The sequence below is a fragment of the Sphingomonas sp. PR090111-T3T-6A genome (genome assembly GCF_000383095.1).
Taxonomy (GTDB): domain Bacteria; phylum Pseudomonadota; class Alphaproteobacteria; order Sphingomonadales; family Sphingomonadaceae; genus Solisphingomonas.
Genome location: NZ_AORL01000004.1, coordinates 131,195 through 155,772, shown reverse-complemented (window position 1 = coordinate 155,772; position 24,578 = coordinate 131,195). Strand labels below are relative to the sequence as shown.

Annotated in this window: 22 protein-coding genes and 1 tRNA gene; 12 read left to right on the top strand and 11 right to left on the bottom strand. The window is 67.4% G+C overall.

Going from position 1 to position 24,578, the window contains the following annotated elements; genetic code table 11:
- Positions 1-96 precede the first annotated feature (96 nt).
- The gene (locus ST3T6A_RS0101215; protein ID WP_019831060.1) at positions 97-2,937 is read right to left on the bottom strand and encodes a TonB-dependent receptor; all 2,841 of its coding nucleotides are present in this window, start codon (positions 2,935-2,937) and stop codon (positions 97-99) included.
- A 290-nt stretch (positions 2,938-3,227) separates the two neighbouring features.
- On the opposite strand from ST3T6A_RS0101215, the gene ST3T6A_RS0101210 reads away from it, so the two are divergent.
- The gene (locus ST3T6A_RS0101210; protein ID WP_328285142.1) at positions 3,228-4,022 is read left to right on the top strand and encodes an IclR family transcriptional regulator; all 795 of its coding nucleotides are present in this window, start codon (positions 3,228-3,230) and stop codon (positions 4,020-4,022) included.
- Positions 4,023-4,025: 3 nt separating this feature from the next.
- Here ST3T6A_RS0101210 and ST3T6A_RS0101205 read toward each other — a convergent pair whose 3' ends face one another.
- Both ST3T6A_RS0101205 and ST3T6A_RS0101200 read right to left on the bottom strand, forming a co-directional pair.
- Positions 4,026-5,225 carry an ABC transporter permease gene (locus ST3T6A_RS0101205; protein WP_019831058.1) on the bottom strand — a complete coding sequence of 400 codons (1,200 nt, stop codon included), beginning with the start codon at positions 5,223-5,225 and terminating at the stop codon, positions 4,026-4,028.
- Positions 5,222-6,151: an ABC transporter ATP-binding protein gene (locus tag ST3T6A_RS0101200; protein ID WP_037537373.1), complete on the bottom strand. Its 930-nt coding sequence runs from the start codon at positions 6,149-6,151 to the stop codon at positions 5,222-5,224. Before ST3T6A_RS0101200 ends, ST3T6A_RS0101205 begins: the two co-directional genes overlap by 4 nt.
- A gap of 207 nt (positions 6,152-6,358) precedes the next feature.
- Between ST3T6A_RS0101200 and ST3T6A_RS0101195 the strand changes: the two genes are divergently transcribed.
- The 8 genes from ST3T6A_RS0101195 (at position 6,359) to ST3T6A_RS0101160 (ending at position 16,396) form a co-directional block, all read left to right on the top strand.
- Complete coding sequence (locus ST3T6A_RS0101195; protein ID WP_019831056.1) at positions 6,359-7,612, top strand: FAD-dependent oxidoreductase; 1,254 nt, start codon at positions 6,359-6,361, stop codon at positions 7,610-7,612.
- Between the two features lie 183 nt (positions 7,613-7,795).
- Positions 7,796-9,019 (top strand): N-acetylmuramoyl-L-alanine amidase, encoded by a 1,224-nt coding sequence (locus ST3T6A_RS0101190; RefSeq protein ID WP_235785695.1) that lies wholly within the window; start codon positions 7,796-7,798, stop codon positions 9,017-9,019.
- Between the two features lie 84 nt (positions 9,020-9,103).
- Positions 9,104-11,587, top strand: coding sequence for a penicillin-binding protein 1A (locus ST3T6A_RS0101185; RefSeq protein ID WP_019831054.1), 2,484 nt, complete (start codon positions 9,104-9,106; stop codon positions 11,585-11,587).
- Between the two features lie 116 nt (positions 11,588-11,703).
- Positions 11,704-12,831 (top strand): peptide chain release factor 2, encoded by a 1,128-nt coding sequence (gene prfB, locus ST3T6A_RS0101180; RefSeq protein WP_019831053.1) that lies wholly within the window; start codon positions 11,704-11,706, stop codon positions 12,829-12,831.
- A complete protein-coding gene (locus tag ST3T6A_RS0101175) occupies positions 12,828-13,565 on the top strand; it encodes a class I SAM-dependent methyltransferase (RefSeq protein WP_019831052.1) in 738 nt (245 codons plus the stop codon). Before prfB ends, ST3T6A_RS0101175 begins: the two co-directional genes overlap by 4 nt.
- A gap of 68 nt (positions 13,566-13,633) precedes the next feature.
- Positions 13,634-14,572 carry a thymidylate synthase gene (thyA, locus tag ST3T6A_RS0101170; protein WP_019831051.1) on the top strand — a complete coding sequence of 313 codons (939 nt, stop codon included), beginning with the start codon at positions 13,634-13,636 and terminating at the stop codon, positions 14,570-14,572.
- A gap of 10 nt (positions 14,573-14,582) precedes the next feature.
- Positions 14,583-15,911 carry a lipopolysaccharide biosynthesis protein gene (locus ST3T6A_RS0101165; RefSeq protein WP_019831050.1) on the top strand — a complete coding sequence of 443 codons (1,329 nt, stop codon included), beginning with the start codon at positions 14,583-14,585 and terminating at the stop codon, positions 15,909-15,911.
- Between the two features lie 44 nt (positions 15,912-15,955).
- Positions 15,956-16,396, top strand: a complete 441-nt coding sequence (locus ST3T6A_RS0101160) for a hypothetical protein (RefSeq protein ID WP_037537338.1) — start codon at positions 15,956-15,958, stop codon at positions 16,394-16,396.
- A gap of 16 nt (positions 16,397-16,412) precedes the next feature.
- On the opposite strand, the gene ST3T6A_RS0101155 is transcribed toward ST3T6A_RS0101160, so the two are convergent.
- Positions 16,413-16,486 (bottom strand) — tRNA-Gly (locus tag ST3T6A_RS0101155).
- A 151-nt stretch (positions 16,487-16,637) separates the two neighbouring features.
- Between ST3T6A_RS0101155 and modA the strand changes: the two genes are divergently transcribed.
- Genes modA through ST3T6A_RS0101140 form a run of 3 tightly spaced genes read left to right on the top strand, consistent with a single transcriptional unit; the run spans position 16,638 to position 18,735 of the window.
- Positions 16,638-17,417, top strand: a complete 780-nt coding sequence (modA, locus tag ST3T6A_RS0101150; protein WP_026359322.1) for a molybdate ABC transporter substrate-binding protein — start codon at positions 16,638-16,640, stop codon at positions 17,415-17,417.
- Between the two features lie 3 nt (positions 17,418-17,420).
- Positions 17,421-18,119, top strand: coding sequence for a molybdate ABC transporter permease subunit (gene modB / locus ST3T6A_RS0101145; protein WP_019831047.1), 699 nt, complete (start codon positions 17,421-17,423; stop codon positions 18,117-18,119).
- The gene (locus ST3T6A_RS0101140; protein ID WP_026359321.1) at positions 18,109-18,735 is read left to right on the top strand and encodes a molybdenum ABC transporter ATP-binding protein; all 627 of its coding nucleotides are present in this window, start codon (positions 18,109-18,111) and stop codon (positions 18,733-18,735) included. Before modB ends, ST3T6A_RS0101140 begins: the two co-directional genes overlap by 11 nt.
- Before the next feature lie 55 nt (positions 18,736-18,790).
- Here ST3T6A_RS0101140 and ST3T6A_RS0101135 read toward each other — a convergent pair whose 3' ends face one another.
- From ST3T6A_RS0101135 to ST3T6A_RS19010, 7 genes are all read right to left on the bottom strand, one after another.
- Complete coding sequence (locus tag ST3T6A_RS0101135) at positions 18,791-19,594, bottom strand: ferredoxin--NADP reductase (protein ID WP_019831045.1); 804 nt, start codon at positions 19,592-19,594, stop codon at positions 18,791-18,793.
- Entirely contained in the window at positions 19,591-20,046 is a 456-nt protein-coding gene (locus tag ST3T6A_RS0101130) for a hypothetical protein (RefSeq protein ID WP_019831044.1), read from the bottom strand. The genes ST3T6A_RS0101135 and ST3T6A_RS0101130 overlap by 4 nt, the downstream gene beginning before the upstream one ends.
- A gap of 302 nt (positions 20,047-20,348) precedes the next feature.
- Positions 20,349-21,692: a transporter gene (locus tag ST3T6A_RS0101125; protein WP_157602264.1), complete on the bottom strand. Its 1,344-nt coding sequence runs from the start codon at positions 21,690-21,692 to the stop codon at positions 20,349-20,351.
- A 46-nt stretch (positions 21,693-21,738) separates the two neighbouring features.
- Positions 21,739-22,452: a hypothetical protein gene (locus tag ST3T6A_RS0101120; protein ID WP_019831042.1), complete on the bottom strand. Its 714-nt coding sequence runs from the start codon at positions 22,450-22,452 to the stop codon at positions 21,739-21,741.
- 13 nt (positions 22,453-22,465) lie between these two features.
- The gene (locus ST3T6A_RS19020) at positions 22,466-23,152 is read right to left on the bottom strand and encodes a C39 family peptidase (RefSeq protein WP_235785694.1); all 687 of its coding nucleotides are present in this window, start codon (positions 23,150-23,152) and stop codon (positions 22,466-22,468) included.
- Positions 23,153-23,184: 32 nt separating this feature from the next.
- Positions 23,185-23,538, bottom strand: a complete 354-nt coding sequence (locus ST3T6A_RS19015) for a hypothetical protein (protein ID WP_019831040.1) — start codon at positions 23,536-23,538, stop codon at positions 23,185-23,187.
- A 74-nt stretch (positions 23,539-23,612) separates the two neighbouring features.
- On the bottom strand, positions 23,613-24,419 hold the full coding sequence (locus ST3T6A_RS19010; RefSeq protein WP_019831039.1) for a hypothetical protein: 807 nt from the start codon (positions 24,417-24,419) through the stop codon (positions 23,613-23,615).
- Between the last annotated feature and the right edge of the window lie 159 nt (positions 24,420-24,578).

Sequence of the window (24,578 nt, the reverse complement as noted above, 5' to 3'; positions counted from 1 at the left end):
CCGCCGCGGCCTTCAACCGCACGACAGAAAAAATCGGCCGGAACCCGAAGGCTCCGGCCGCAGTCGAGGGAGAAGATTAGGCCGATCACACCGTCCTCAGAAAGTGATCCGGGCGACGCCGCTGAGCTGACGATCATTGATGATCGAGTCACGCGGGCGGGTCTCGATGCCGTAATAGGTGGAGGTTCTGGTGTTGGTGAGGTTCACGCCCTGCAACGTCAGCGAGAAATGCGGGGTCACGTCATAGGTGATCGACGCATCGAACTGGCCGAAGGCCTTCTCGAACACCGGCAGATTGCCCGAGCCGTTGCCCGAGGTGGTCAGCAGGAACTTGCTGCGCCAGTTATAGGCGACACGCGCCGAAATCTTGCCGCGCTCGTAGATGCCGACCAGATTGTAGTTATACTTGGAAAGGCCTTCCAGCGACACGTTGTGAACCGGACCTTCGGTCGCCGGGCTCGGCGCCTTCGAGTCGACATAGGTGAAGTTGGCCTGCATCCCGAGGCCCTTCAGCACGCCCGGCAGGAAGTCGAAGAACTGCTGATAGGCGACCTCGACGCCCTTCACCTTGGCATCGGCGACGTTGTCGTACGACGTCACATTGTACGTCGCCGTCACGCCGTCGGTGAAGGTGACATCGCGATTCGAGATACCGGTCTGGATGTAGTTCTTGATGTCCTTGTAGAAAGCCGCCGCAGTCAGCGATCCGGTGTGCGAGAAGTACCATTCCGCCGAAACGTCCAGGTTGTTGGACTTCATCGGCTTCAGGAACGGATTGCCTCCGGTCGTATCATGCTCCTGGTTGATCTGCGCGGTGCCCGGCTCGGTGATCGACAGTGCCGGGTTGAGCTGCGTGAGCGTCGGACGCGAGATGTTCTTCGACGCCGCGAAACGGAGCTGCAGATTGTCGGTCAGGTGGGCACGCAAATTCAGGCTCGGCAGCCAGTTGCTGTAGCTCTTCGAGAAATCGACCAGGTTCGACGTCGTGTTGCCGGTGCTCTGCTGCCCGTTCGGCTGCGTGACCAGATCCGTCTGCTGATAGTAGCCCATGGTGGACTCCTGCGTCCGGACGAAGCGGACGCCGATATTGCCGTCGATCGGGATCGGCAGCTGATCCGCCTTGAAATAGGCCGAGATATAGCCCGCATAGGTCTTCTGGGACTGGGCGCTGGTTCCGCTCGGCAGATAGGTCGCAGGCGACGCGATCTTCAGCGCGGCAAGCGTCTTGTCATAGTCGAGCGTCGTGCCACGCGAGAAGAACAGGGCATCGCCCGGCACCCCCGCATCGCCACGGAAGAAGTCGTCGAGGCTGACGTCCTCCAGATCGGTCGGCACGGTGGAGAGCTGGGTATAGCGATAACCGGTATCGCTCATGGAGCTGGAGCGATCGGAATAGCGGAAGCCCGCCTTGATCGATTGCAGGATGCCGCCGACCCGATATTCGGCGTCGATCCGGCCGGATTTGTCCTTGGCGCGGGAGTGGTTCAGGTCGTCGAGGTAGAAGGCGGCATTATAGCTCGACCGATTGTTCGCACCCTCCGGCGTGGTGATCGAGAAAGACGGAACCGAGCCCGTGATATCCTGCACCAGCGTGCCGTCACCCGAACCGTTCAGGCCGATGATCGAGCGCGTGTCGTGGGTCGTCGAATCGACATACTGGCCATCGGCCGTGATCGTCAGGCGATCCGTGGGCTTCCACTTGGCGTTGAGCGAGTAATCGGTCGTGACCGAATGCCGGGTCTCGAGGCTGGTGTTCGCCGCGAGCGCGATATTCTGGTAGGTGCCACTCTGGACGTCGCCGTTCGGCGCGAAGGTGAAGGCTGCACCCGGAGTCGGCGACATCTGGGCGCCGGCCGGCTCGGCGAAATAGCTATAGTCGTCGAACCGGAACTTGTAATCGCTGCGGAACACCTCGCCGGTGAACTCCAGCGTGCTGCTGGGCCGCCACTGAACCGACGTATCCAGACCGAAGCGGCGACGATTGCCGTAGACCTCGCCGATGCCGGTGCCGTGCGCCAGTGTCGTCGTCTGATCGAGGCGACCGAGCGTCTTCGCCGCGTCATAGTCGGCCTGATTGGTCGGCGTGCCGTCCGCCTTCAGGCTGGTGTCGAGCGTGTTGAACGGCTCGGTCGAGATCGTGTCCTGGCGGAAGGCGGTCTTCTGATAGGACGCGCTGACGAGGACGCCGATCTCGCCGATGCCCGTATCCCAGCGATCGCTCACCAGCAACGAGCCTGACGGCCTGCTTTCCTTGACCAGGTCATAATAGGTGTTGCTGACCGCGGCCGCGATCTTGAAGCCGTCGAAATCGAACGGCTTGCGGGTCCGCAGGTTGATCGTGCCGCTGAGCTGGTCCTCGATCAGATCGGATGACGGATTCTTGTAGACGTCAATGCCGGCCAGCAGTTCCGAAGGCACATCCTGGAGGCTCAGGGTCCCCGGAGGGCTCTTGGCATCGTCGCCCGGCGCGCCGGCCGTGAAGATGTCGCGCCCGTTAAGCTCGGTGCGCACCTGGGTGAGGCCACGGATCTGGACCGCGCTGCCCTCGCCATAGGTGCGCTGGATCTGAATGCCCGAGATGCGCTGAAGCGCTTCGGCAATATTGCGATCCGGCAGCTTGCCGATGTCCTCGGCGACGATCGAGTCGACGATCTGCGGCGAGTTGCGCTTGATCGATTCGGCCGAACGAAGGCTGGCGCGCACGCCCGTGACGACGATGGCGTTTTCGCCCGCGCCTGCATCGGCAGACGGCTGACCCTGATCGGCGGCAGCCGGAGCGGGAGCGGCGGCGGTGTTGGCGGCGACCTGCGTCGGAGCGGCGGCGTCCTGCGCGAAGGCAACGCCCGGTGCAGCAACCGCCAGCACGGCGAAGGACGAGCCGGCCAGCAAGGCGCGCGCGGCGCGGGCGGACTCATGCTGCATGGGACGGAACTTCATGATTCAAACCCCTCCTTACGGGGCCACCACGCTCGGAGCGCGGGCCGTTAGCGCTAACAATCGAATGCGCGAGGAAGCCCTCGCAGTGAAAGTTAGGAGGCGGGATGTGCGGGCCGAGCCCGTCGCATGTCCTCCCCAACGGCCTCTCCTCGCAGTCAATGCTGCCGGGGCCTTGGCCTCCCGGTAGCAGCAGTTTTCGCGATATGAAATATAAAATCGTGTTTCAGATGTGATTTCATTGCGAGATGCGCGGCCGCCGCCTACAAGAATTGCGCGGAAATTCGCCGGTCGTGCGGGACGCAGAAAAGGGAGGCAGAGTGGCCACGGTAAAGGGGAAGTATCGCGCGCCAGCATTGCAAAAAGGCCTTGAAATCCTTGAATTTCTGGCCGGAACGACGATAGCCATGCCGATGTCCGACATCTCGGCCGCGCTGGGGCGCTCGGTCAGCGAGATCTTCCGCATGCTGCAAGTGCTCGAGGAGCATGGCTACATTGCGCGCAGCGGCGAGGGTTATCGGCTCACCAACCGGCTCTTCGCGCTCGGGATGCAGCAGCCGCCGGTCCGCGAGCTGCTGGCGTGCGCGCTACCGGAAATGCACGATTTCGCCGCGGCGACGGGGCAGAGCTGCCATCTCGCGATCGTCTCCGGCGCGGAGATGGTGGTGGTCGCGAATGTCGAGGCGCCGGGTCTTCTCGGTTTCGCGGTGCGCATGGGCTATCGCCGCCCGCTGACGCTGTCGGCATCGGGGCATGTGCTGCTCGCCTTCCAGCCCGAGGCCGCCCGCGCCGCCATGCTGCGCGATATCGCAGCGGCGGGAATCGACTCGGATAGCCTCCCCGCGCGACTCGCCGAGGTCGAGGCGGCTGGCCATGTCGCCATGGCGAGCCCGATGCTCACCGCCATCACCGACCTGTCGGCGCCGGTGCTGCTGCATGGTGCGGCGCAGGCGGCGCTGACCGTGCCCTTCGTCGACGGCGCGGGCGCGCAGGTCGATCGCGCGGGCACCACGGCGGCGCTGATCGCGGCGGCGGAGCGGATCTCGCAGGCGCTTGAGCTGGGCGGCCCGGCCGACCGGATCGCCTGATCGTCAGGCGCGGGCGGCGCGGCTCCACCAGCGCCGCCCGCCGCCGGATTTCAGCACCGCGCGGCGGAACAGTCCGGCGGCGGCACGCAGCGCCAGCACCAGCCACATGATCTGCCAGCCCAGCGCCAGCAGATGGGGCCAGAGCGCCGGCCGCTCCGCCGCGCGCGCCAGCATCGCCAGCGGCGAACTCCACGGAAAGATCGCCGCCGCCTTCGCCACCCAGCCTTCGGGATGCGCGACCCCGGCCGAAGCGAAGGCGAACAGCAGGAGCTGGATCATCGTCGCCGGCATCGCCAGCACCTGAATCTCGCGCGGCGAGCCCGCTTGCGAGCCCAGCCCCAGGAAGACCGCGCTGAGCAGCAGATAGCTCGCCACGAAATAGATCAGAGCCAGCGCCACGAAGGCCGGCCAGCCGACGGCCGGCACGACGGCATGGGCGAACAGCGTGGGGAAGAGCGTCAGCACCACGCCCACCCCCATCATTCCCCAGACCGCGACGCCGGTGAGCGAGATCGCGAGCATCCCGGCCAGCTTGCCGAGGAAGATGGCATCCACCGGCACGGCCGCCGCCAGCACCTCGATCACCTTGTTCGACTTCTCCTCGATGAAGGTGGAGAGCGACATGCCGGCGAGCAGCACGATGAGAAAGAACAGCGCCGTCTGCCCGGCACGCGCCAGCGCGACCCGGTCATGCGCGTTTTCGGCAGGCGAGGAGGCCACGCGCCGTTCGGGCAAAGCCACCGGCGGCGGCGCCGACCGGCCCAGCGCCGCCGTGGCCCGCGCGGTATCGAGCACCAGCGACAGATCATCGACGGTCGATGCCGGCGCGCCGCCCGACAGGGTGATGTGCGGGCTCGCGAGCGAGCCGGTGAGCGCCGCGGCATAGGGTGTTCGCCCTTGCAGGAGGCGACGGGCGTCTCCACCCGATGCCGCCACGAGATCGGGCAGGGCATCGTCACCGAGCCGGTTCGCGAGCTTCGCACGCGCGGCCAGCAGCGCGCCGGTCGACGTCGGATCGGTGGCGACCGCCACGACCGGACGCGACGGCGGACCATCCGAATTGCTCCCCACTGCGCTGAACATCAACGCGAACAGGATCGGGAAGAGCGGCCCCAGCAGGAACAGAAGGAAGATGCGCGAGAAGACGGTCGCACCATAATCGCGGCGCGCGATCACCCAGGCCGCGGATATCAGCCGCCTCATGCCGCCAGCTCCTCGCCCTCGGGGTCAGCGACGGGCTCGCCGACGAGATCGACGAAAGCCTCGTGCAGGCTCGGCCGCTCGATCTGGAGCGCCTCGATTCCCGCCCCGCCCGCGATCAGCGCCTCCAGAACCGGCTCGATGCCGCCAGGCGGCAGCACGAAGCTCCACTCATGATCGCGCTGGATGGTGTCGGCGGGAAGGCTCGCGCGCCATGCCCCGTCCACGCGGCGGGTGCGGAGCTGGACGCGTGACGGCAGCCGGTCCCGCGCCTCCGCCACGCTGCCGTCGAAGCGGACTCCGCCCCTGGCGATGACGGTGATCCGCTCGCACAGCCGCTCGGCATGGGCGATGACATGGGTGGAGAAGAGCACCGTCGCGCCTTCCGCCACCTCCGCGCGGATCAGCCCCTCCAGCCGCTGCTGGTTGATCGCGTCGAGGCCGGAAAAGGGTTCGTCGAGCACCAGAAGACGCGGCTTGTGGACGATGGTGCCGAGCAGTTGCACCGTCTGCGCCTGCCCCTTGGAGAGGGTGCGGATCGGCCGCATCGCGACCTCGCCGAGCCCCGCGCCTTCCAGCAGCTCCATCGCGCGGCGGCACCCTTCGGCCTGCGACAAGCCGCGCAGCGCGCCGAGAAAGCCGATCGCGTCCCGCGGCGTCATGCTGGGGTAGAGGCCGCGCTCCTCGGGCAGATAGCCGATCAGCGAGGCCGCGCGGAGCGGATCGCGTTCGCCGAACAACGCGCGCCAGCCCTCGTCCGGATCGATGATGCCCAGCAGCATGCGCAGCGTCGTCGTCTTGCCCGCGCCGTTGGGGCCGAGCACGCCATGAATGCTGCCCGTCGGCACCGACAGGCTCACCCCGTCGACGGCCCGCGCGCCCTCGAACAGCTTGACGAGGCCGTGTGCCTCCACCGCGATATCGCTCATGCCCGTGTCCCGTTCCTGATCGGCGGCACCATCGATGGCAAAAGCCAACAAGCTGTTACGGTTCCAGATATTCTTCGCCACTCCCGCCGCGGCGGCCGTGCCGTGAATGCGGTATCGGACATCCACAGCCGCCGTGCTCCATTGAAAGAGGCTGTTCCCGCCCCTCCGCCACGCATAATGCGATCTGCAAGAAGGCCGACGGAGAGCATGGGCATGGCGACGCGATATGATGTGCTGATCGTGGGCGCGGGCCATGGCGGCGCGCAGGCGGCGATCGCGCTCCGGCAGCGCAAGTTCGCAGGCTCGATCGCGATCGTCGGCGAGGAGCCTGAAATCCCCTATGAGCGCCCGCCGCTCAGCAAGGATTATCTCGCGCGGGAAAAGCCGTTCGAGCGCATCCTGATCCGCCCCGAAGCCTTCTGGGCGGAGCGCGAGGTGACGATGCTGACCAGCCGCCGCGTCGTCTCGGTCGACCCCGAAGGGCATAGCGTCACCACGGCGGACGGTGAGACGATCGGCTATGGGCAAATGATCTGGGCCGCCGGCGGCCATGCCCGGCGCATCGCCTGCGAAGGCCATGATCTGGGCGGCGTCCACTCGGTGCGCACCCGCGCGGATGTCGACCGGATGATGGAGGAGCTGGCCACCACCAGCCGCGTCGCCGTGATCGGAGGAGGCTATATCGGGCTGGAGGCGGCGGCCGTGCTGGCCAAGCTCGGCAAGACGGTGACGGTGCTGGAGGCGCTCGACCGCGTGCTGGCCCGCGTCGCCGGCGAGGCACTGTCGCGCTTCTACGAGGCAGAGCATCGCGCGCACGGCGTCGACGTCCGGCTCGGCGCAACAGTGGAGCATATCGAAGGCGAGGACGGGCGCGTCACCGGCGTGCGGCTGGCCGGCGGCGAGGTCATCCCGGCCGAGATGGTGGTCGTCGGCATCGGCATCGTGCCCGCGGTGGAACCGCTGCGTGCGGCGGGCGCCGAAGGCGGAAACGGGGTCGCGGTGGACGAGCATGGCCGCACCTCTCTGCCCGACATCTTCGCGGTGGGGGACTGCGCGCTCCACGCCAACCCGTTCGCGGAAGGGATGCCGATCCGCCTGGAATCGGTGCAGAACGCCAATGACATGGCCACCGTCGTCGCCCGCACCATCGCCGGCGAACCCGAAGCCTATGACGCGGTGCCGTGGTTCTGGTCCAACCAGTATGACCTGCGCCTCCAGACGGTGGGCCTGTCGATCGGGCACGATCTGGAAATCCTGCGCGGCAACCCGGCCTCGCGCGCCTTCACCATCGTTTACCTCAAGCAGAACCGGGTGATCGCGCTCGACTGCGTGAATAGCGTCAAGGACTATGTACAGGGCCGCTCCCTGGTTATCGGCCGAGTCGCGGCTGATCCCCGGCGCCTTGCCGACCCCGCCGTTCCGTTGAAATCACTGGTGGCGGAAACGATTTCCCCCGACTGAAACACAGCCCATCGTTCCACTCCCGTATTACTTCCCCGTTGGTTAATGACAAACTAACCGCAGACATTCACCCTGCCGACAGGTGCTCACCCTAGTCAGGGAGCCGGGGGAGCGCTGTTGGGGACCAACGGGCTCATGCGAATGGACTCGATGCGGTCGCACGCTCGCCGCAAGGCGGGCAGCGTGTTGCTGCTTCTTCTTGGCGCTGTCTTTGCGCCGCTGAATCCCGCCGCCGCCGCGGCGCTCGGTTCCGTGTCGGTGGACGGGAACGCGATCACGCTCGCCTTCGATACGGCGGTGGATGGCGCTTCCGGTTTCCTGCTCGACACGCCGCGCCGTCTGGCGGTGGATGTGGCGGGCCTCGTGCCCGGTGCGGCCAGCGCCTCGGGCGGGCCGATCATCCAGACCCGCGTGGGCCAGGTGAAGCCGGGGGTCGGCCGGGTCGTGTTCGATCTGTCCGGGCCAACGGTGGTTCAGTCCGCCAGCTTTTCCGACGATCGCAAATCGCTCGTGCTGCGCCTCGCCGATGCGACACCGCGCGCCTTTGCGGCGGCCACCCGCGCCGGGCGCACCGTCTATGGCGGCGGCTCCGCCCCGACCGGCGGCGCCACGCTGGTGCGCGCCGGGCTCACCGTGCCGCTCGACGAGCCGCAGCCCTATCAGCTTCCCATGCCCTCCGTCGCGGGCCGCGCCGACAAGCCGCTTGTGGTGATCGACGCCGGCCATGGCGGCCATGATCCGGGCTCGCTCTCGACCGATGGGAAATATCGCGAGAAGGACGCCTCGCTCGCCATCGCCAAGGCGGTGCGCAGCGCGCTGCTCGCGAGCGGCCGCGTGCGCGTGGCGATGACGCGCTCGGACGACCGCTTCCTCGTGCTCTCCGAGCGTCGCGAGATCGCGCGGCGGCTGCACGCGGACCTGTTCATCTCGATCCATTGCGACAGCGCGCCCGGCTCGAACGCCAGCGGCGCCACGGTCTACACCCTCTCGGAGGTCGCGTCGGACCGGGTGGCCGCCCGCCTCGCCGCCAAGGAGAACAAGGCGGACATCCTGAACGGCGTGAATCTCGACAAGCAGTCGAACGACGTGTCGTCGATCCTGATCGACCTCACCCAGCGCGAGACGATGAACACCTCGTCGCGCTTCGCCGATCTGCTCCAGCGCGAGCTGACCGATCAGCGGGTGGACTTCAAGACGACCTATCACCGCTTCGCCGGCCTCGCCGTGCTGAAGGCGCCGGACGTGCCGGCCGTGCTGCTCGAAACCGGCTATATGTCGAGCCCGGAGGACCTCCACCTCCTCTTCTCGAAGGATTATCAGCACCGCCTCGCCGTCGGCGTCACCCATGCAGTCGAGGCACATTTCGCCCGTCGACTGGGCCGCACCGACCTGGCGATGAAGGACTGAGCGTGCCTGAGGGGCGGCGACCGCGCCGCCCTTCGCCCGCGCCGGCTTCCAAAGCGCACACAAGCTGCTAGACCGCAGACCAACATGGACGATCAGGCGGAAAGCAGCGGCCCCATCAGAATCAAGCGCAGCGACGGCGAGCGGTGGCGCCGCTTGCTGGCGTCGCGATGGGCAAAGATCGGCGGGGCGTTCGTCGCCCTGATCCTCGTGGCGTGGCTGGCGATCTGGCTGATCTTCGCGCGCGATCTGCCGTCCACCGACAAGCTCTTGAGCTATGAGCCGCCGCTGCCGACCAACCTGCGCGGGATCGACGGACAGCCGATCTACACCTTCGCGCGCGAGCGGCGAATCCAGCTCTCCTATGCCGAATTTCCGCCGCTGCTCGTCGATTCCTTCGTCTCGGCCGAGGACAAGACCTTCTTCTCGCACCACGGCATCGACGTCGGCGGCCTCGCCAGCGCGGTGTTCGATTACGCCCGCAAATATGGCTCGGGCGAGCGCGCCCGCGGCGGCTCGACCATCACCCAGCAGGTCGCCAAGAATCTGCTGACCGGCAACGAATATTCCGTGAAGCGCAAGGTGCGCGAGGCGATCCTCGCGGTCCGCATCGAGAACACGCTCTCGAAGCAGCAGATCATGGAGCTGTATCTCAACCAGATCTTCCTCGGCCGGAACGCCTATGGCGTCGAGGCGGCGGCGCAGGCCTATTTCGGCAAGGACGTGAAGGACCTCACGCTCCCGGAGATGGCCTATCTCGCCATCCTGCCCAAGGCGCCGAGCAACTATACGCCCGAGCATGACGCCGACCGCGCGCTGGCGCGCCGCGCCTATGTGCTGCGCGAGCTCCAGAAGAACGGCTACATCACCGCCCAGCAGCGCGAGGCCGCCGACGCCGCCCCGCTCGGCACGATCCGCCGCGCCTCCGCGAAACAGGATCTGCCGCAGGGCTATTATGTCGAGGAGGTCCGCCGCGAGCTGATCGACAAGTTCGGCGAGAATGAGCAGGACGGCGCCTATTCCGTCTATGCGGGCGGCCTGTGGGTGCGCACCTCCTTCGATCCCGAGAAGCAGGCGGCGGCCGAGAAGGCGCTGCGCGACGGCCTCGTCCGCTACGATACCGGCAAGGGCTGGAGCGGCCCGATCCGCCATATCGAGGTGGGCGAAGGCTGGCAGGGCCGCCTGCTCTCGCTCAATGTCGGCACCGGCTATGCCGACTGGAAGGCCGCCGTCGTCCTCTCCAAGAGCGATGGCCGCGCGCAGCTCGGCTTCGAGGACGGCTCGACCGGAACGCTCCCGGCGGGCGCTGCGATCATGCCCAAGCGCGGCGTCGGCGGGCGCGCCTTCGACTTCCTGCGTGCCGGCGACGTGATCGTGGTGAAGAATGAGGGCGGCACCTGGTCGCTCCGCTCGATCCCGGCGATCTCGGGCGGCATGGTGATCGAGAACCCGCACACCGGGCAGATCCTCGCCATGCAGGGCGGGTGGGACTTCAAGGGCGCGAGCTTCAACCGCGCGACGCAGGCCAGGCGCCAGCCCGGCTCCACCTTCAAGCCGATCGTCTATTCGGCCGCGCTCGACAACGGCATGACGCCGGCCTCGATCGTCGTCGACGGGCCGTTCTGCGTGTTCCAGACGGCGCGGCTCGGCACCAAATGCTTCCGCAACTTCTCGGGCGGCTATGCCGGCCCGCAGACGATGCGCTGGGGCCTCGAACAATCGCGCAACCTGATGACCGTCCGCATCGCCAGCCAGATCGGCATGGACAAGGTGACCAATCAGGCGCGCAAGCTCGGTGTCGGCGACTATCCGAACCAGCTCGCCTTCGCGCTCGGTGCGGGCGATACGACGGTGCTCAAGATGGTCAACGCCTATTCGGCGCTCGACAATCTCGGCCGCCAGATGCCGCCGACGCTGATCGACTATGTGCAGGATCGCCACGGCAAGGTGATCTACCGCGCCGACACCCGTCCCTGCGACGGCTGCAACGCCCCCGACTGGGACGGCAAGGCCATGCCCCGCCCGCCTGTGCGCGGCCGGCAGGTGATCGATCCGCTGACCGCGACGCAGATCGTCCACATGATGGAAGGCGTCGTCCAGCGCGGCACCGCTACCCTCCTGCGCGATCTCGGCCGGCCGATGTTCGGCAAGACCGGCACCACCTCCGGCCCGACCAACGTCTGGTTCGTCGGCGGATCGGCCGATCTCGTGGGCGGCGTCTATCTCGGCTACGACCAGCCGCGCCCGCTCGGCGGCTATGCGCAGGGCGGCACGATCGCAGCCCCGATCTTCAAGCAGTTCGCGCTGGCGACGATGGCGAAGGACCCGGTGGTGCCGTTCCGCCTCGCGCCGGGCATCCGCATGGTCCGGATCGACCGCCATTCGGGCCGCCGCGTCTATGGCGGCTGGCCGTCGCCCGATCCGCTCTCGCCGATCATCTGGGAGGCGTTCAAGCCCGAGACCGAGCCGCGCCGCACCATCAAGCGCGAGACGGCGGTCAAGGAAGCGCCCAAGGCCCAACCGACGCCCCGCGACAGCGACTTCTTGCAGAGAGAGGGTGGGATTTACTAAATCCTACGTTCATAGCGTGCCCCCGTTGGGGCCATTTGCCCGCCGCACCGTGTCTCGACATCGCTCGACACAGCAGGATGTCCCGGGCGGGTTGTTGAGACGAAGGAAAACAGACGATGCGCGCCGAAGCGCAAGCTCATGTCGAGAAGATCAATGCCGCGATGGCGCTCGTCCGCCGCTTCATCGAGTGGGACCGCGCGCTGCGCCGCCTCGACGAGCTGAACGCGCGCGTCGAGGATCCGGCGCTGTGGAACGATCCCAAGCAGGCGCAGGCGATCATGCAGGAGCGCCGCCGCCTCGATGAATCGATCGCGGCGGTGAAGACGATCGAACAGGACCGCGACGACACGGTCGAGCTGATCGAGATGGCCGAGGCCGAGGGCGACGCCGACATGGAGGCGGAGGCCAACGCCTCGCTCGCCGCGCTGGCCGAACGCGCCGAGACCGACAAGGTGAAGGCACTCCTCGCCGGCGAGGCCGACGCCAACAACACCTATATCGAGGTCAACGCCGGCGCCGGCGGCACCGAGAGCCAGGATTGGGCCTCGATGCTCCAGCGCATGTACCAGCGCTGGGCCGAGCGGCACGGCATGAAGGTCGAGCTGGTCGACTATCACTCGGGCGAACAGGCGGGCATCAAGTCCGCCACGATGATGCTGAAGGGCGAGAACGCCTATGGCTGGGCGAAGACCGAGAGCGGCGTCCACCGCCTCGTCCGCATCTCGCCCTATGACAGCTCGGCGCGCCGCCACACCAGCTTCGCGAGCGTGTGGGTCTATCCGGAAGTCGACGACAATATCGACGTCGTCATCAACGAGAGCGATCTGCGCATCGACACCTATCGCGCCTCGGGCGCGGGCGGCCAGCATATCAACACCACCGATTCGGCGGTCCGCATCACGCACATGCCCACCGGCATCGTCGTGCAGTGCCAGAACCAGCGCTCGCAGCACAAGAACAAGGCCGAGGCCTATAACCAGCTCCGCGCCCGTCTCTATGAGCGCGAGCTGGCCGAGCGCGAGGCGGTGGCCAACGCCACCAACGCCACCAAGACCGACATCGGCTGGGGCCACCAGATCCGCTCCTACGTCCTCCAGCCCTATCAGCTCGTGAAGGACCTGCGCACCGGCGTCACCTCCACGGCGCCATCGGACGTGCTTGACGGCGCGCTCGATCCCTTCATGGCGGCCGCCCTCTCGCAGCGTGTGACCGGCGAGACGGTGGAGGTGGAGGACGTCGATTGACGCCTTCGCGCGTCCTTGCCGGCATCCTGATCCTCCTGGCCCCGCTCGCAGGCTGCGCGCGGGGCTCGGATGAGCAAAGCCGGCTGGCGCGCAACAAGGATGGCTTCCCCCTCCCCGCCCGCCCCGTGGCGGCGCTGGAGCAGGACAGCATCTCCACCGAGAAATCGCGCGACAAGGTGAACGAGGCCCGCGCGGTGATGAACAAGGCCGGCGTCCGGCCGGGCATGACGGTCGCGGACATCGGCGCGGGCGAGGGCTATTACACCATCCGCCTCGCCGCCCGCGTCGGCGACAAGGGCCGCGTGCTGGCCGAGGACATCGTGCCCGAGGTGCACGACAAGCTCGCCGAGCGCGTCGCCCGCGAGCGGCTGGACAATGTGAGCGTCCGGCTCGGCGATCCGGCCAATCCGCGCCTGCCGACGGGCAGTTTCGATCGCGTGCTGATGGTCCACATGTATCACGAGATCGAGCAGCCCTATGAGTTCCTGTGGAACGTGCGGCCGGCGCTCAAGCCCGACGGGCAGCTCGTGGTGGTGGATGCCGACCGGCCGACCTCGGCCCACGGCACGCCGGCCGGCCTGCTGCTGTGCGAGCTGAAGGCGGTGGGCTTCGAGCGCGTGAAGCAGGTGGCGATGCCCTCGGTCGGCGGCTATCTCTCCCTGTTCGTGGCGCGCGGGCCTCGCCCCGATCCAAGCGCGATCCGCCCCTGCGACGCCGCCGGCCGCGCGCTCTGACACGCCGGCCACTGGCCGGTCCCGCCAAAGCCGCTATGGTGCGCATCTTCCTGTTCCGGAGCGCCTGAATGCCCTCTCCCCGCCATCCCGAGCATCAATATCTCGATCTGCTGCGGCAGGTGTGGGAGCATGGCGACGAGCGCCGCGACCGCACCGGCGTCGGCACGCGCTCGCTGTTCGGGGCGACGATGCGCTTCTCGCTGGCCGACGACGCGATCCCGCTGCTCACCACCAAGCGCATCGCCTGGAAGGTGGCGGCGCGCGAGATGCTGTGGTTCCTGAGCGGATCGACCAACATCCGCCCGCTGGTCGAGCAGAAGGTGCATATCTGGACCGACTGGCCGCTCGCCCGCTACCGCGCGCACTCGGGCGAAGCGATCGACCGCGACACCTTCGAGCAGCGCATTCTCGACGACGACGCTTTCGCGGCGGAGTGGGGCGATCTCGGCCCGGTCTATGGCAAACAGTGGGTGGACTGGCCGCGCTTCGAGCCGGACGCCGTGCATCCCGAGCTGTTCCGCCGCGCCGCGACCGGCATCAACCAGATCGCGATGCTGGTCCACGGCCTGCGCCACAACCCGGCGTCGCGGCGGCATATCTTCACCGGCTGGAACGTCGCCGAGCTGGACGAGATGGCGCTGCCGCCCTGCCACATGACCTATCAATATCATGTCTCGGCTGACCGACTTTCGGGAATGCTGTGGCAGCGGTCGTGCGATCTCGGGCTCGGCTTCGCGTTCAACGCCTTCTCGGCGGCCCTGCTCATCCGGATGCTGGCGCAGCAATGCGAGCTGGAGCCCGGCGAGCTGGTGTGGAGCGGCGGCGACGCGCATGTCTATCTGAACCACGAGCATCTCGTGGCCGAGCAACTCTCCCGCGAGCCACGGGGCACGCCCAGGCTCCGCATCCTGCGCAAGCCGGACTCGATCTTCGATTATCGCATCGAGGATTTCGAGGTGGTCGATTACGATCCTCACCCGCATATCGCCGCCCCGGTCGCGGTGTGATCCGCCACCCATGAGGCATTGGTTCAAGGACGGCGTGTTCCGCGCAGTGCTGCGCAACGCCGGCTATTTGGGCTCGACCAAGCTGGTCGGCGCGCTGTTCGGCCTCGTCTCGCTCGCCTGCGCCAGCCATGCGCTCGACCCGGCCGTGTTCGGCATGCTGATGATCGTCCACGCCTATGCGGTGGGCGCGAACGGCATCGCCAAGTTCCAGAGCTGGCAGGTCATCATTCGCTACGGTGCACCTGCGCTGCAGAAGGGCGACCGCAAGCCCGCGCGCGATGCCATCCGCCTCGCCTTCGGCCTCGACATACTGAGCGGGCTCGTCGGCATGGCGGCGGCGATGGCGGCGCTGTTCTGGCTCGCGCCGACGCTCCATATCGACGCCGACCATTTCGGCCTCACCCTCTTCTACTGCACGCTGGTGCCGACCATGGCGGCCGCCACGCCCACCGGCGTGATGCGCCTGCTCGACCGGTTCGACCTGATCGCCAAGCAGGGGCTGGCGACCCCGCTCCTGCGCGCGACGGGGGCAGGCATCTCCTACATCTTCCATCTCGGCTTTCCGGGCTTCGTCGTCGCCTGGTACATCGCGGACATCGTCGGCGACCTGACCCTGTGGGGCCTCGCGGTGCGCGAGTTGAAGCGGCACGACATGCTCGATGCGCTCCGCCCCGGCCTGTTCGGCGCGGCGCGGCGGCTGCCGGATGCGTGGAGCTTCGTGTGGTCCACCAACATCGCCACCTCGCTCAGCTCCGCCTGGGGGCCGGTCAGCAACCTGATCGTCGGCGGCGTGCTGGGGCCTGCGGCGGCCGGCCTCTACGGCATCGCCGCCACCCTGCTCGATTCCGCGAGCAAGCCCGCCGACCTGCTGACCAAGGGCTTCTATCCCGAGATCATGCGGCTCGATCCCTCCAGCAAACATCCGTGGAAGCTGGCGCTGCGCACCGGCGCGCTGGCGGGTGGGCTCGGCATCGTCGTGGTCGGGCTGATCTTCCTCGGCGGCAAGCCGCTGATCGGGCTGTTCGGGCACAAATATCTGCCGGCCTATGGCCTGCTCAGCCTGATGATGTTCGCGCTGATGGTGTCGATGGCGAGCGCGCCGCTGCAATCTTTGCTCTACATGGTCGGGCGGCAGCGCGCCGCGCTGGTGGCGCAGGCGGCGGCGACGATCTTCTATCTCGCCGCGCTCGCCGTGCTGTCACACCTGTTCGGGCTGACCGGATCGGGCAGCGCCTATGTGCTCGGCAATGCCGCGCTCGCTGTGTTCATGCTGATCCCGGTGATGGCGAGCTATCATGGCCGCCACCGCTATGCGCTTGCGGGTGACGCCAAACTGTAACACTCCTTCGCGAGGGACAGGCGGCGCCATTGCGGAAGGATGACATGATGCGAGCCCACCACTTCGCCCCTCTGGCCCTCGTGCCGCTGGCATTGGTCCTGGCGCTGTCGTCCACCAGCCCGGCCGGCGCGCGGCGCGAGCATATCGCAGCCACGCGCCAGTGTATCCCGATCCACTCGATCCGCGACGAGACGGCGGAGTCCGATTCGCGCCTGATCTTCCACGTCAGCGGCGGCGGCGCCTTCCGTAACCACCTGCCCGAGCCGTGCGAGGATCTGCTGCGCATCAACAATGTCGACAAGCTGAAGCTCAGCGCCGTGGGCGACGTCGAGCTGTGCGAGGGCGACAATGTGCAGGTCATCCATCATGACGGCAGCCTGCTCGGCGCGATCGGCGCCGGCGGACCCACGCGCGAGGTCAGCTGCAAGCTCGGCCAGTTCGAGCCGATCTCCGAAATGTCGCTGACCGAGGAGCTGCGCCGCTAAAGGGCGCTTGATGGGCTGGAGCGGGTGAAGGGAATCGAACCCTCGTCGTAAGCTTGGAAGGCTTCTGCTCTACCATTGAGCTACACCCGCCCGGCCGCCTGCCGCTTGCCACAAGGATGAGGGCGCGGTCAACGCAGACCTGATACGCCGCCACACTTCTTCGTGGATGCCGCAAAAGCGGTGACGAAACCTGCCATGGTCCTATATCGTGACGGCTGAAACCGATCGGGGGGACCGAAGGATGCGGGGAATCTGGACGCGCGTGCTGGCGGGGCTGGCCATGGCGCTGACCGCGCTGACGCCGGCCGTCGCGCGGGATGCGAAGGCGCCGCTGGTGCTCGCCGCCGCCAGTCTTCAGGAATCGCTCACCGCCGCCGCGGACGCCTGGGCCGCCAAGGGCCATGCCAGGCCGACCATCTCGTTCGCCGCCTCCTCCGCCCTCGCCCGCCAGATCGATGCGGGCGCGCCCGCCGATATCTTCATCTCGGCCGATGAGCCGTGGATGGACGATGTGCAGAAGAACGGCCATGTCGCGCCGGGCACGCGGGTCTCGTTCCTCGCCAATCGGCTGGTGCTGATCGCGCCTGTGGCCGCCAAGGGATCGATCGCGATCCGCAAGGGCTTCTCGCTGGCGCAGGCGCTCGGCGACGGACGCCTCGCCATGGCGGACCCGGATTCGGTGCCCGCCGGCAAATATGGCAAGGCGGCGCTCACCGCGCTCGGCGTCTGGCCGCAGGTGGAGCCCAAGGTGGCGCGCGGTGACAGCGTGCGCGCGGCGCTGGCCTTCGTCGAGCGGGGCGAGACACCCTATGGCATCGTCTACGAGACTGACGCCAAGGCGTCCAAGGCGGTGCGGATCGCCGGCATCTTCCCCGAGGACACGCATCCGCCCGTCACCTATCCGATCGCGCGGCTGACCGGATCGACCAATCCGGAGGCCGAGGGCTTTCGCCGCTTCCTGCTCTCGGGCGCGGGCCGGGCGATCTTCCAGCACTACGGCTTCCTGACCCACCGGCCCTGAGGCGTGACGCTCAGCGCCGACGACTGGGAGATCGTCCGCCTCTCGCTGAAGGTCAGCGGGGTGGCGGTGGGGCTGGCGCTGCCCGTGTCGTTCGCGCTCGCCTATCTGCTGGCGCGCGGGCGCTTTCCGGGCAAGGCGGTGCTGGACGGGCTGGTCCACCTGCCGCTCGTGCTGCCGCCGGTGGTGACGGGCTGGTTGCTGCTGATCGGCTTCGGCTTGCGGGGGCCGATCGGCGGGCCGCTGCACGACTGGTTCGGCATCACGCTGATCTTCCGCTGGACGGGTGCGGCCTTCGCCGCCGCGATCATGGCGCTGCCGCTGATGGTCCGCGCCATCCGCCTGTCGATCGAGGCGGTGGACCGGCGGCTGGAGGGCGCCGCCCGCACGCTCGGGGCGAGCCCGTGGCACGCCTTCCGCACCGTCACCCTGCCGCTCTCGATGCCGGGGGTGCTGGCGGCGCTGGTGCTGGGCTTCGCGCGCTCGATCGGCGAGTTCGGGGCGACGATCACCTTTGTCTCCAACATCCCCGGTGAGACGCGGACCCTGCCGCTCGCCATCTATGCCGCGCTCCAGATGCCGGGCAACGATGCCACCGTGGCGCGGCTCGCGATCATCTCGGTGGCACTGTCGCTGGGGGCACTGGTGGCGTCGGAATGGCTCAACCGACGCCATGCCTTCGGACGGGGCGGCCATGTCCTTTGACATCAACGTCGCCAAGCGGCTCGGCGACACCGAGATCGTGGCCGCCTTCTCGGTAGGGCCGGGCCTGACCGCGCTGACCGGCCCGTCCGGCGCCGGCAAGACCTCGCTGCTGGCGATGGTGGCGGGGTTGCTGAAACCCGATCGCGGGCATGTCCGCGTCGACGGCATATCCCTGTTCGACAAGGCCGCCGGGATTGACCTGCCTCCGGACAAGCGTCGCATCGGTTATGTCTTCCAGGACGCCCGCCTCTTCCCGCATCGCCGGGTGCGCGCCAACCTCCTCTACGGCCACAGGCTCGCCGCACCGGGGGATCGCTGGATCGGGCTGGAGGAAGTCGTCTCGTTCCTCGGCATCGGCCACCTGCTTGACCGCTGGCCACGCTCGCTGTCCGGCGGCGAGGCTCAGCGGGTGGCGATCGGGCGGGCCCTGCTCTCCGGTCCGCGCTCGCTGCTGATGGACGAGCCGCTCTCCTCGCTCGACCCACCCCGCCGCGCCGAGATCATGACGCTGATCGAGCGGGTCCGCGACGAACTCTCCTTGCCGATCCTCTATGTCACCCACGACGTCGCCGAGGCCGAGCGGCTCGCCACCCAGCGCATCACGCTGGGCGCATAGAAAAAGGGCGGCCCCTTGGCAGGGACCGCCCTTTAAAAAGTCGTCTCAGACAACTTTAGCCGACGAAAGCGCGCTCGATCACATAATGACCCGGCGCCGCGTTCGAACCCTCGGAGAAGCCGAGACCGTCGAAGGTGTGGGCCAGATCCTTGATCATCGCCATGCTGCCGCACATCATCACGCGGTCATGCTCGGGGTCGAAGGCGCGCTCGCCGAGCACGGTCGGGCCGAACAGCGTGCCGTCCTCGATCAGGCCGCCGATGCGCTTCGAGGTGTGGAACGGCTCGCGCGTCACGGTCGGGATGTAGTGGAACTGGAGCAGCGCCTGATCCGAGACGAGCGGATCGTCGGCAAGCTGCGCCTCAAGCTCGCCCCGGAAGGCGAGATCGCTCACGCGGCGCACCGAATGGACCAGGATGATCTGCGAGAAGCGATCATAGATGTCCGGATCGCGGATGATCGACAGGAAGGGCGCGAGGCCCGTGCCGGTCGAGAGCAGGAACAGGCGACGGCCGGGCAGCAGCGCGTCGGCCACCAGCGTGCCGGTCGGCTTGCGGCCGAGGAAGACGGGATCGCCCTCCTTGATCGTCTGGAGGCGCGAGGTCAGCGGGCCGTCCGGCACCTTGATCGAGAGGAAATCCAGCTCCTCGGCATAGGCCGGGCTCGCGATCGAGTAAGCGCGCAGCAGCGGGCGCTGCCCGTCCGGCAGGCCGAGCATGACGAACTCGCCCGAGCGGAAGCGGAAGCTCGACGGGCGGGTGATCGAGAAGCTGAAGAGATGCTCGTTCCAGTGATGGACGCGCGTAACCGTCTCGACGCTGAGCGCAGTGGTGGGCGTAAGGGTGTGAAGCTCGCTCAACGGCCGGCCTCCTGATTGTCGTGGGTTGCGATGCCGGTCGGGGCGAGCCCGATGTCGGCGAGGATGGGGGTCGCTTCGTCCAGCGCCATCGCGATCGGGGAAACGGCCTCTTCGGCGACCAGCAGAGCGAGCGTATCGTCGCGACGATCATGGCCCGCGGGATCGAGGGTGGCGCTCCACAGCGTCAGCAGGATCGCCTCGTCCTCGCCGATCCGCGTGCTGCCGATCGGAGCGAGGCCGAGCTTCTCCAGCCCGTCTTTGTCGAGCATCGCCATCACGGCGTCGAACGCCGGCAGCGCGGTGGTCACGCCCATGCCCTCGAAGGCCGGCGCCAGCGCCGCCGACGGGCTGGTGCCCGCGCTCGCCGCCGTGGCCCAGCTCCGCATCGCCCAGAGCAGGAATCGACTGCCCTGGCTGAGCCGGTGAACCGGCTGGTCGATGAGAAGGTACATGAACGAAGTCTCCACTAGTCGCGCGCACATATTGCGAACCTGTCGCAATATCAATGGCAAGCGCGTCGACTGGTCGCTCTCCCTTCCCCCACCGATCGCGGCCGGAGCCGGAAACCGATGGGCGACTGGTCGCGTCGCGCTAACAAAAGGGCTGGTCGGCCCATGCGATCCCTCAAGAGGAATGTGGCGCCGGAGTCAATGTAGGCTTTCTTGGGATGCCCGAGCGCAGGCTTCGCCGCGCCCCGTTCCGGCGCGATTCCACCGCGCGGGACAAGGCCTCGCGCGGTGGGTGGACGGACGGATCAGAACAGGTCGAAGGTGAGCGGAATACGCAGCGTCGTGCGCAGGTCGGTCGCGTCGTCGGTCACGCCGGCCTCGATGCTCCAGTTGATCGTGGTGCGCTGGTTCACGCGATAGCTGACGCCGAACAGGAAGCGTCCCAGTTGCAGATCGCGCGTCTTCTGGGTGGTGGGATCGTTATATGCCCCGGTCTGGGTGTTGAAGGTTCTGAGACGACTTTTCGTCCCCAGCACCCAGGTGTGCGCATAGCCGAGGCTGATCGAGGTGCGCGGATTGAGCGAGATGGCGATGCCCGCGCTCGCGCTCGGCTCGCCGCCCGGCCAGACCCGCTCGATCAGCGCCGGTCCGATCACCGTGTTGGGCGAGTTAGGGAAGTTGTAGGTGTAGCCGATCGTGCCGAACAGCACGGCCGGATCGGTGGGCAAGATCGCGGTGAGGTTGGGCTGCAAGCCCCAAAAACCGGCGCCGGTCGCCGCCTTCAAAGCGTTGCCGAGCGAATCGCGAGGGACGGTGAAGGGGTTGGTTCCGGTCGGGGCGATCGCCTGCACGCCGGCGATCAGATAGGGCGAGCCGTTATGCCCGTCGGTGAACTGATAGCGGATGCCGAAATCGACATCGCCGAGATGGCCATTGTTCACCGGCTTGTCGATCTGCCCGGCATTGGGGTTGTTGGGGTCCGCCACCGGCGCCAGCACCGATTTGCTGGAGCGGTAGACGAAGGGGATGCGGCCGTTGATCTCCAGCCGGTTGGTGACGCCGAAGCGCGCCACGCCTGCGGCCGTCAGAAAGTCGTCCCGGCTCTGGTTGATGTCGAACACGCCGACCAGCACGGAGGCCGGCACCTCGACGCCCCGGAAGATCACGCTGTTGTTGTCGGCGCGGGCATATTCGAGATCGCTCTCCAGCGTCAGCCGGCCCTTCTTGGTGATGATGCCGCCCTGCGCGTCCAGCACCGCGACCTGCACCTGGCGCTGATCGGTGGGGGCCTCGCCGACGGTCTGGACGCCGCCCGCGCTGCTGCCCGGAGCCCGCTCCGGCGGTGCCGGCGGGGGCGAGACGGGGAGCGGCACTTCGCCGGGCTGGCCCGCGCTCGCCACCGCCGGCGCGCCGCCTACCTTGGCGTAGAAGCGCGCCTCCAGCGATTCCAGCCGGCGGCGCTCGGCATCGAGCGATCGCTGCTGCTCTTCCAGCGCAGCGCGTTCCGCCGCGATCTCCTGGCGCAATGCGGCAATGTCGTCGGGCGCGCTGCTGGCGGCGGAGGTGGTGGCGGCCGAGGCTGCGGCCGCATCGGCAGGTGCGGGCGAAGGTGTGCCGGCCAGCAACAGGGCGAGCATTGCTGCGATCATGACATCCCCCAATGTTGGCCGATCCCCATCGGCGTCTTGCAAACCCCTAATGCGCGCGTGCCGAATCGAATGCCGCCCGAGCCGCGAGGAAGGCGCTGCTGATCGCGGCGACTGGCACGTTCTGCATGTCGATGTTGATGGTGCTGGCGGTATCGATGGTGCGGTTGTTGGCGGTGTTGGCGATCACCACGCCGGTCGCCTGCCCGATCAGGTGCTGCACCTCGATCGAGGGACCGGCATAGGTGACGACGTCGCCGCGATCGGTGCTGCTGAGGCTGTAGCTGCCCGATGCGGTCTGCACCGGCGCGCCATTGGCGGTGAGCGGGAGGGCGTTGCCGCCCGTCGAGGCAGGAGATGCGTTCGACGCGATGGTCACGGCCGGGGTGCTCGGCGTCGAGACGACGGTGGCTCCGCTCGCCGACCGCGAGACGCTGACGCTGGCGCCTGCCGCGGTTCCCGGCACGCTGGTGCCGCCGCTGCTGCTTGCCGGGCCGTTGTCACCCGAATAGGCATGGATGCCCGCGTCAGGCCCCTCGCTGTTGTAGACGGTGTGGAGCGCCAGCGCGCCGTCGATGCGTGTCTGCACGTCGATACCGATCGCGATGTCGAGTCCGTCGGGCAGGTTGAAGCCGCCGCGCATCTCGGACAGTTCGGAATCGGGCACGCGTGGGCTGTCGAACACCGCAGGGGCCGGCGCAGGCGCCTTCACGACGATGGGCTGCACGACCGAAAGCGCGAAGGCCAGAAGTGGCAGCAGCATGGCGTCGCCCTCCCTAGAAGGAGTTCAGGCCGGGCCTCGTCAACGCCAGCCCGGACAGGCTGAGCGGTTCGGCTCCGGGATAGAAACGGAAGCTCGGCGCACGCGCAAGGTCCGCCGCCTGGTTGAAATGCGCGTTGGCGACCGAAGTGCGCCCATTCAGGACAAAATAGACGTTGTTCCACTGTTTCTGGAACACCGAGCGATCTTCGCGCCTGAGGCCGAGCGAGGGGTCGCCGAGGATCAGCGTCCGCCCCTCGAAGCCCACCACGACCACGAAATGCCGGTATCCGTTGAAATTGATGAGCGCGATGCCCGGCGTGCGGGCTTTCATGATCTGCTCCAGCGTCACCCGATAACCGTCCGCCGACAGGCCCCGCGCGGCGAGATAGCGCTTCATGTCGAGCAGCGAGAAGCCGACCTTGCGGATCTGCGCCTGATCGCCTTCACGCCACATCCCGAGGAAGACGGTCTGCTCGGTCTGGGGGTCGTCATAATGGTAGCGCAGCAGCGTCGCGAGCGCGGCCGAGCCGCAGCTGAAATCATATTGCTGACGCACCACCGTGTCGAAACGGCGACCGATCATGCTGTTGACGGGAAGGCGGAACTCCATCGTCCCGCCATAATTGACCCGGTTGTCGCCCTCCGGGAGCAAGGCGCCGGAGCAGGCGCCGAGCGGGAGCAGCACCCCCATCCATGCCATGATCGCCCCCGATCTCATGACACTCCCCCTGTTCAGGGCCGGATTGCGATGTTCACGTTCAACGACGAGTTGATCGCAACATTGTTGCCCGTATTGGCACTCAGCACAGACAGTCCGTTCATATTCTGAAAGGACGTCGGGTCGAAGTTTATCGTACCAGTAACAGAATTTCCATCGACGTGGTTGTCGGAAACTGTGTTGGTATTTTGCGCCATGACATATTGATCGACGTTGGCCATGCCGGCGATCGTGCTCAACTGCCCGTCACCCACGGCGCCGGCCTGCCCGAAGGGCGAGAAAGGCGCGGCGGCGGCCGTCTGCGCCATGCCCGGCGCGGCGATCGATCCGAGGGCCAAGGCCCCGGCGATGAGGAACGCCCTGTTCATCGTTCCGTCCCCTGCAAAAGGAAGCGCCCGAAAGACGGAAGGTGCGAAGCCATGCCCCGCACCTTCCCCTCAGGTCATTGCAGATTGATCGTCCCGGCCGAGACGCTGACGTTGACCGAGCTGTTCTGCGAGGCGCCCACGCCGGTGTTCATGTTGAGCGCTTGCAGGCCGGCGAAGTTCTGGAACGCGCCGTTGTCGACGGTCAGGCTGTTGTTCGGGCCGTTATCCGTGCCGCGATTGGCCGCATAGGAGACCCACGCGCCCGTCACGTTGCTCGCCAGGTCGGACGAGGAGACGACCGAGGTGTTCACCGAGCTGTCGTTGTTGCTGTCGGTGATCGTGCGGGAATGATCGGAATTGTCGTTGCCGCTGTCGGCGACCGAGGTGGTCGTCGTCGCGGTCCAGGTCTTGCTGCGGTTGTTGCTGTCATGCTGCGAGTTGTCGGTCGCCGACCCGCCATTGTTCGCCGCCACGGTGCCGGCCGTGTTGGTCGAGGTGTTGGTCTTGGTCGAGTTGCCGCTGTCCGTGATGGTGTTCGTCCGGGTGTCGGTCTTGTTCGACGTCCAGGCCTTGTTCGAGGTCCAGGCGAAATTCTTCGAATTGTCCGAGCTGTCCGTGCTGGTCGACGTGCTGTTGTTGCTGTCGGCGGTGTTGCCGCTGTCGGTGATGCCGAGCGTGCTCGTCTTGTTGACCGTGGTGGTCGACGTGTTGGTCGTGCTGGCGTCACCGGTCGCCGCGGCGCTGCCGAGGCCGGCCCAGTTGGTGGTGGTCGTCGCCGTCGTCGGCGTCCCGCCGCCGCCGCCCGAGCCCGAGTCCGCGAGCGCCGCGCCCGAAATCATGATGGCGGCGAATGATGCGGTCAGCAGAAGATGGGTCTTCATGGAAACGATCCTCCTGTTCGCTTTCTTTCCGACCTGCCCCCGATTGCAGGACATGTGCCGAGGACGGCCCAAGCGCGACGGTGGAAAGCCCCGAGGGAGATCCCGCCGCCAGAAGCCTTATCGCCCCGACCAACCGGGCAGGATGAGCCCTCAGACGGC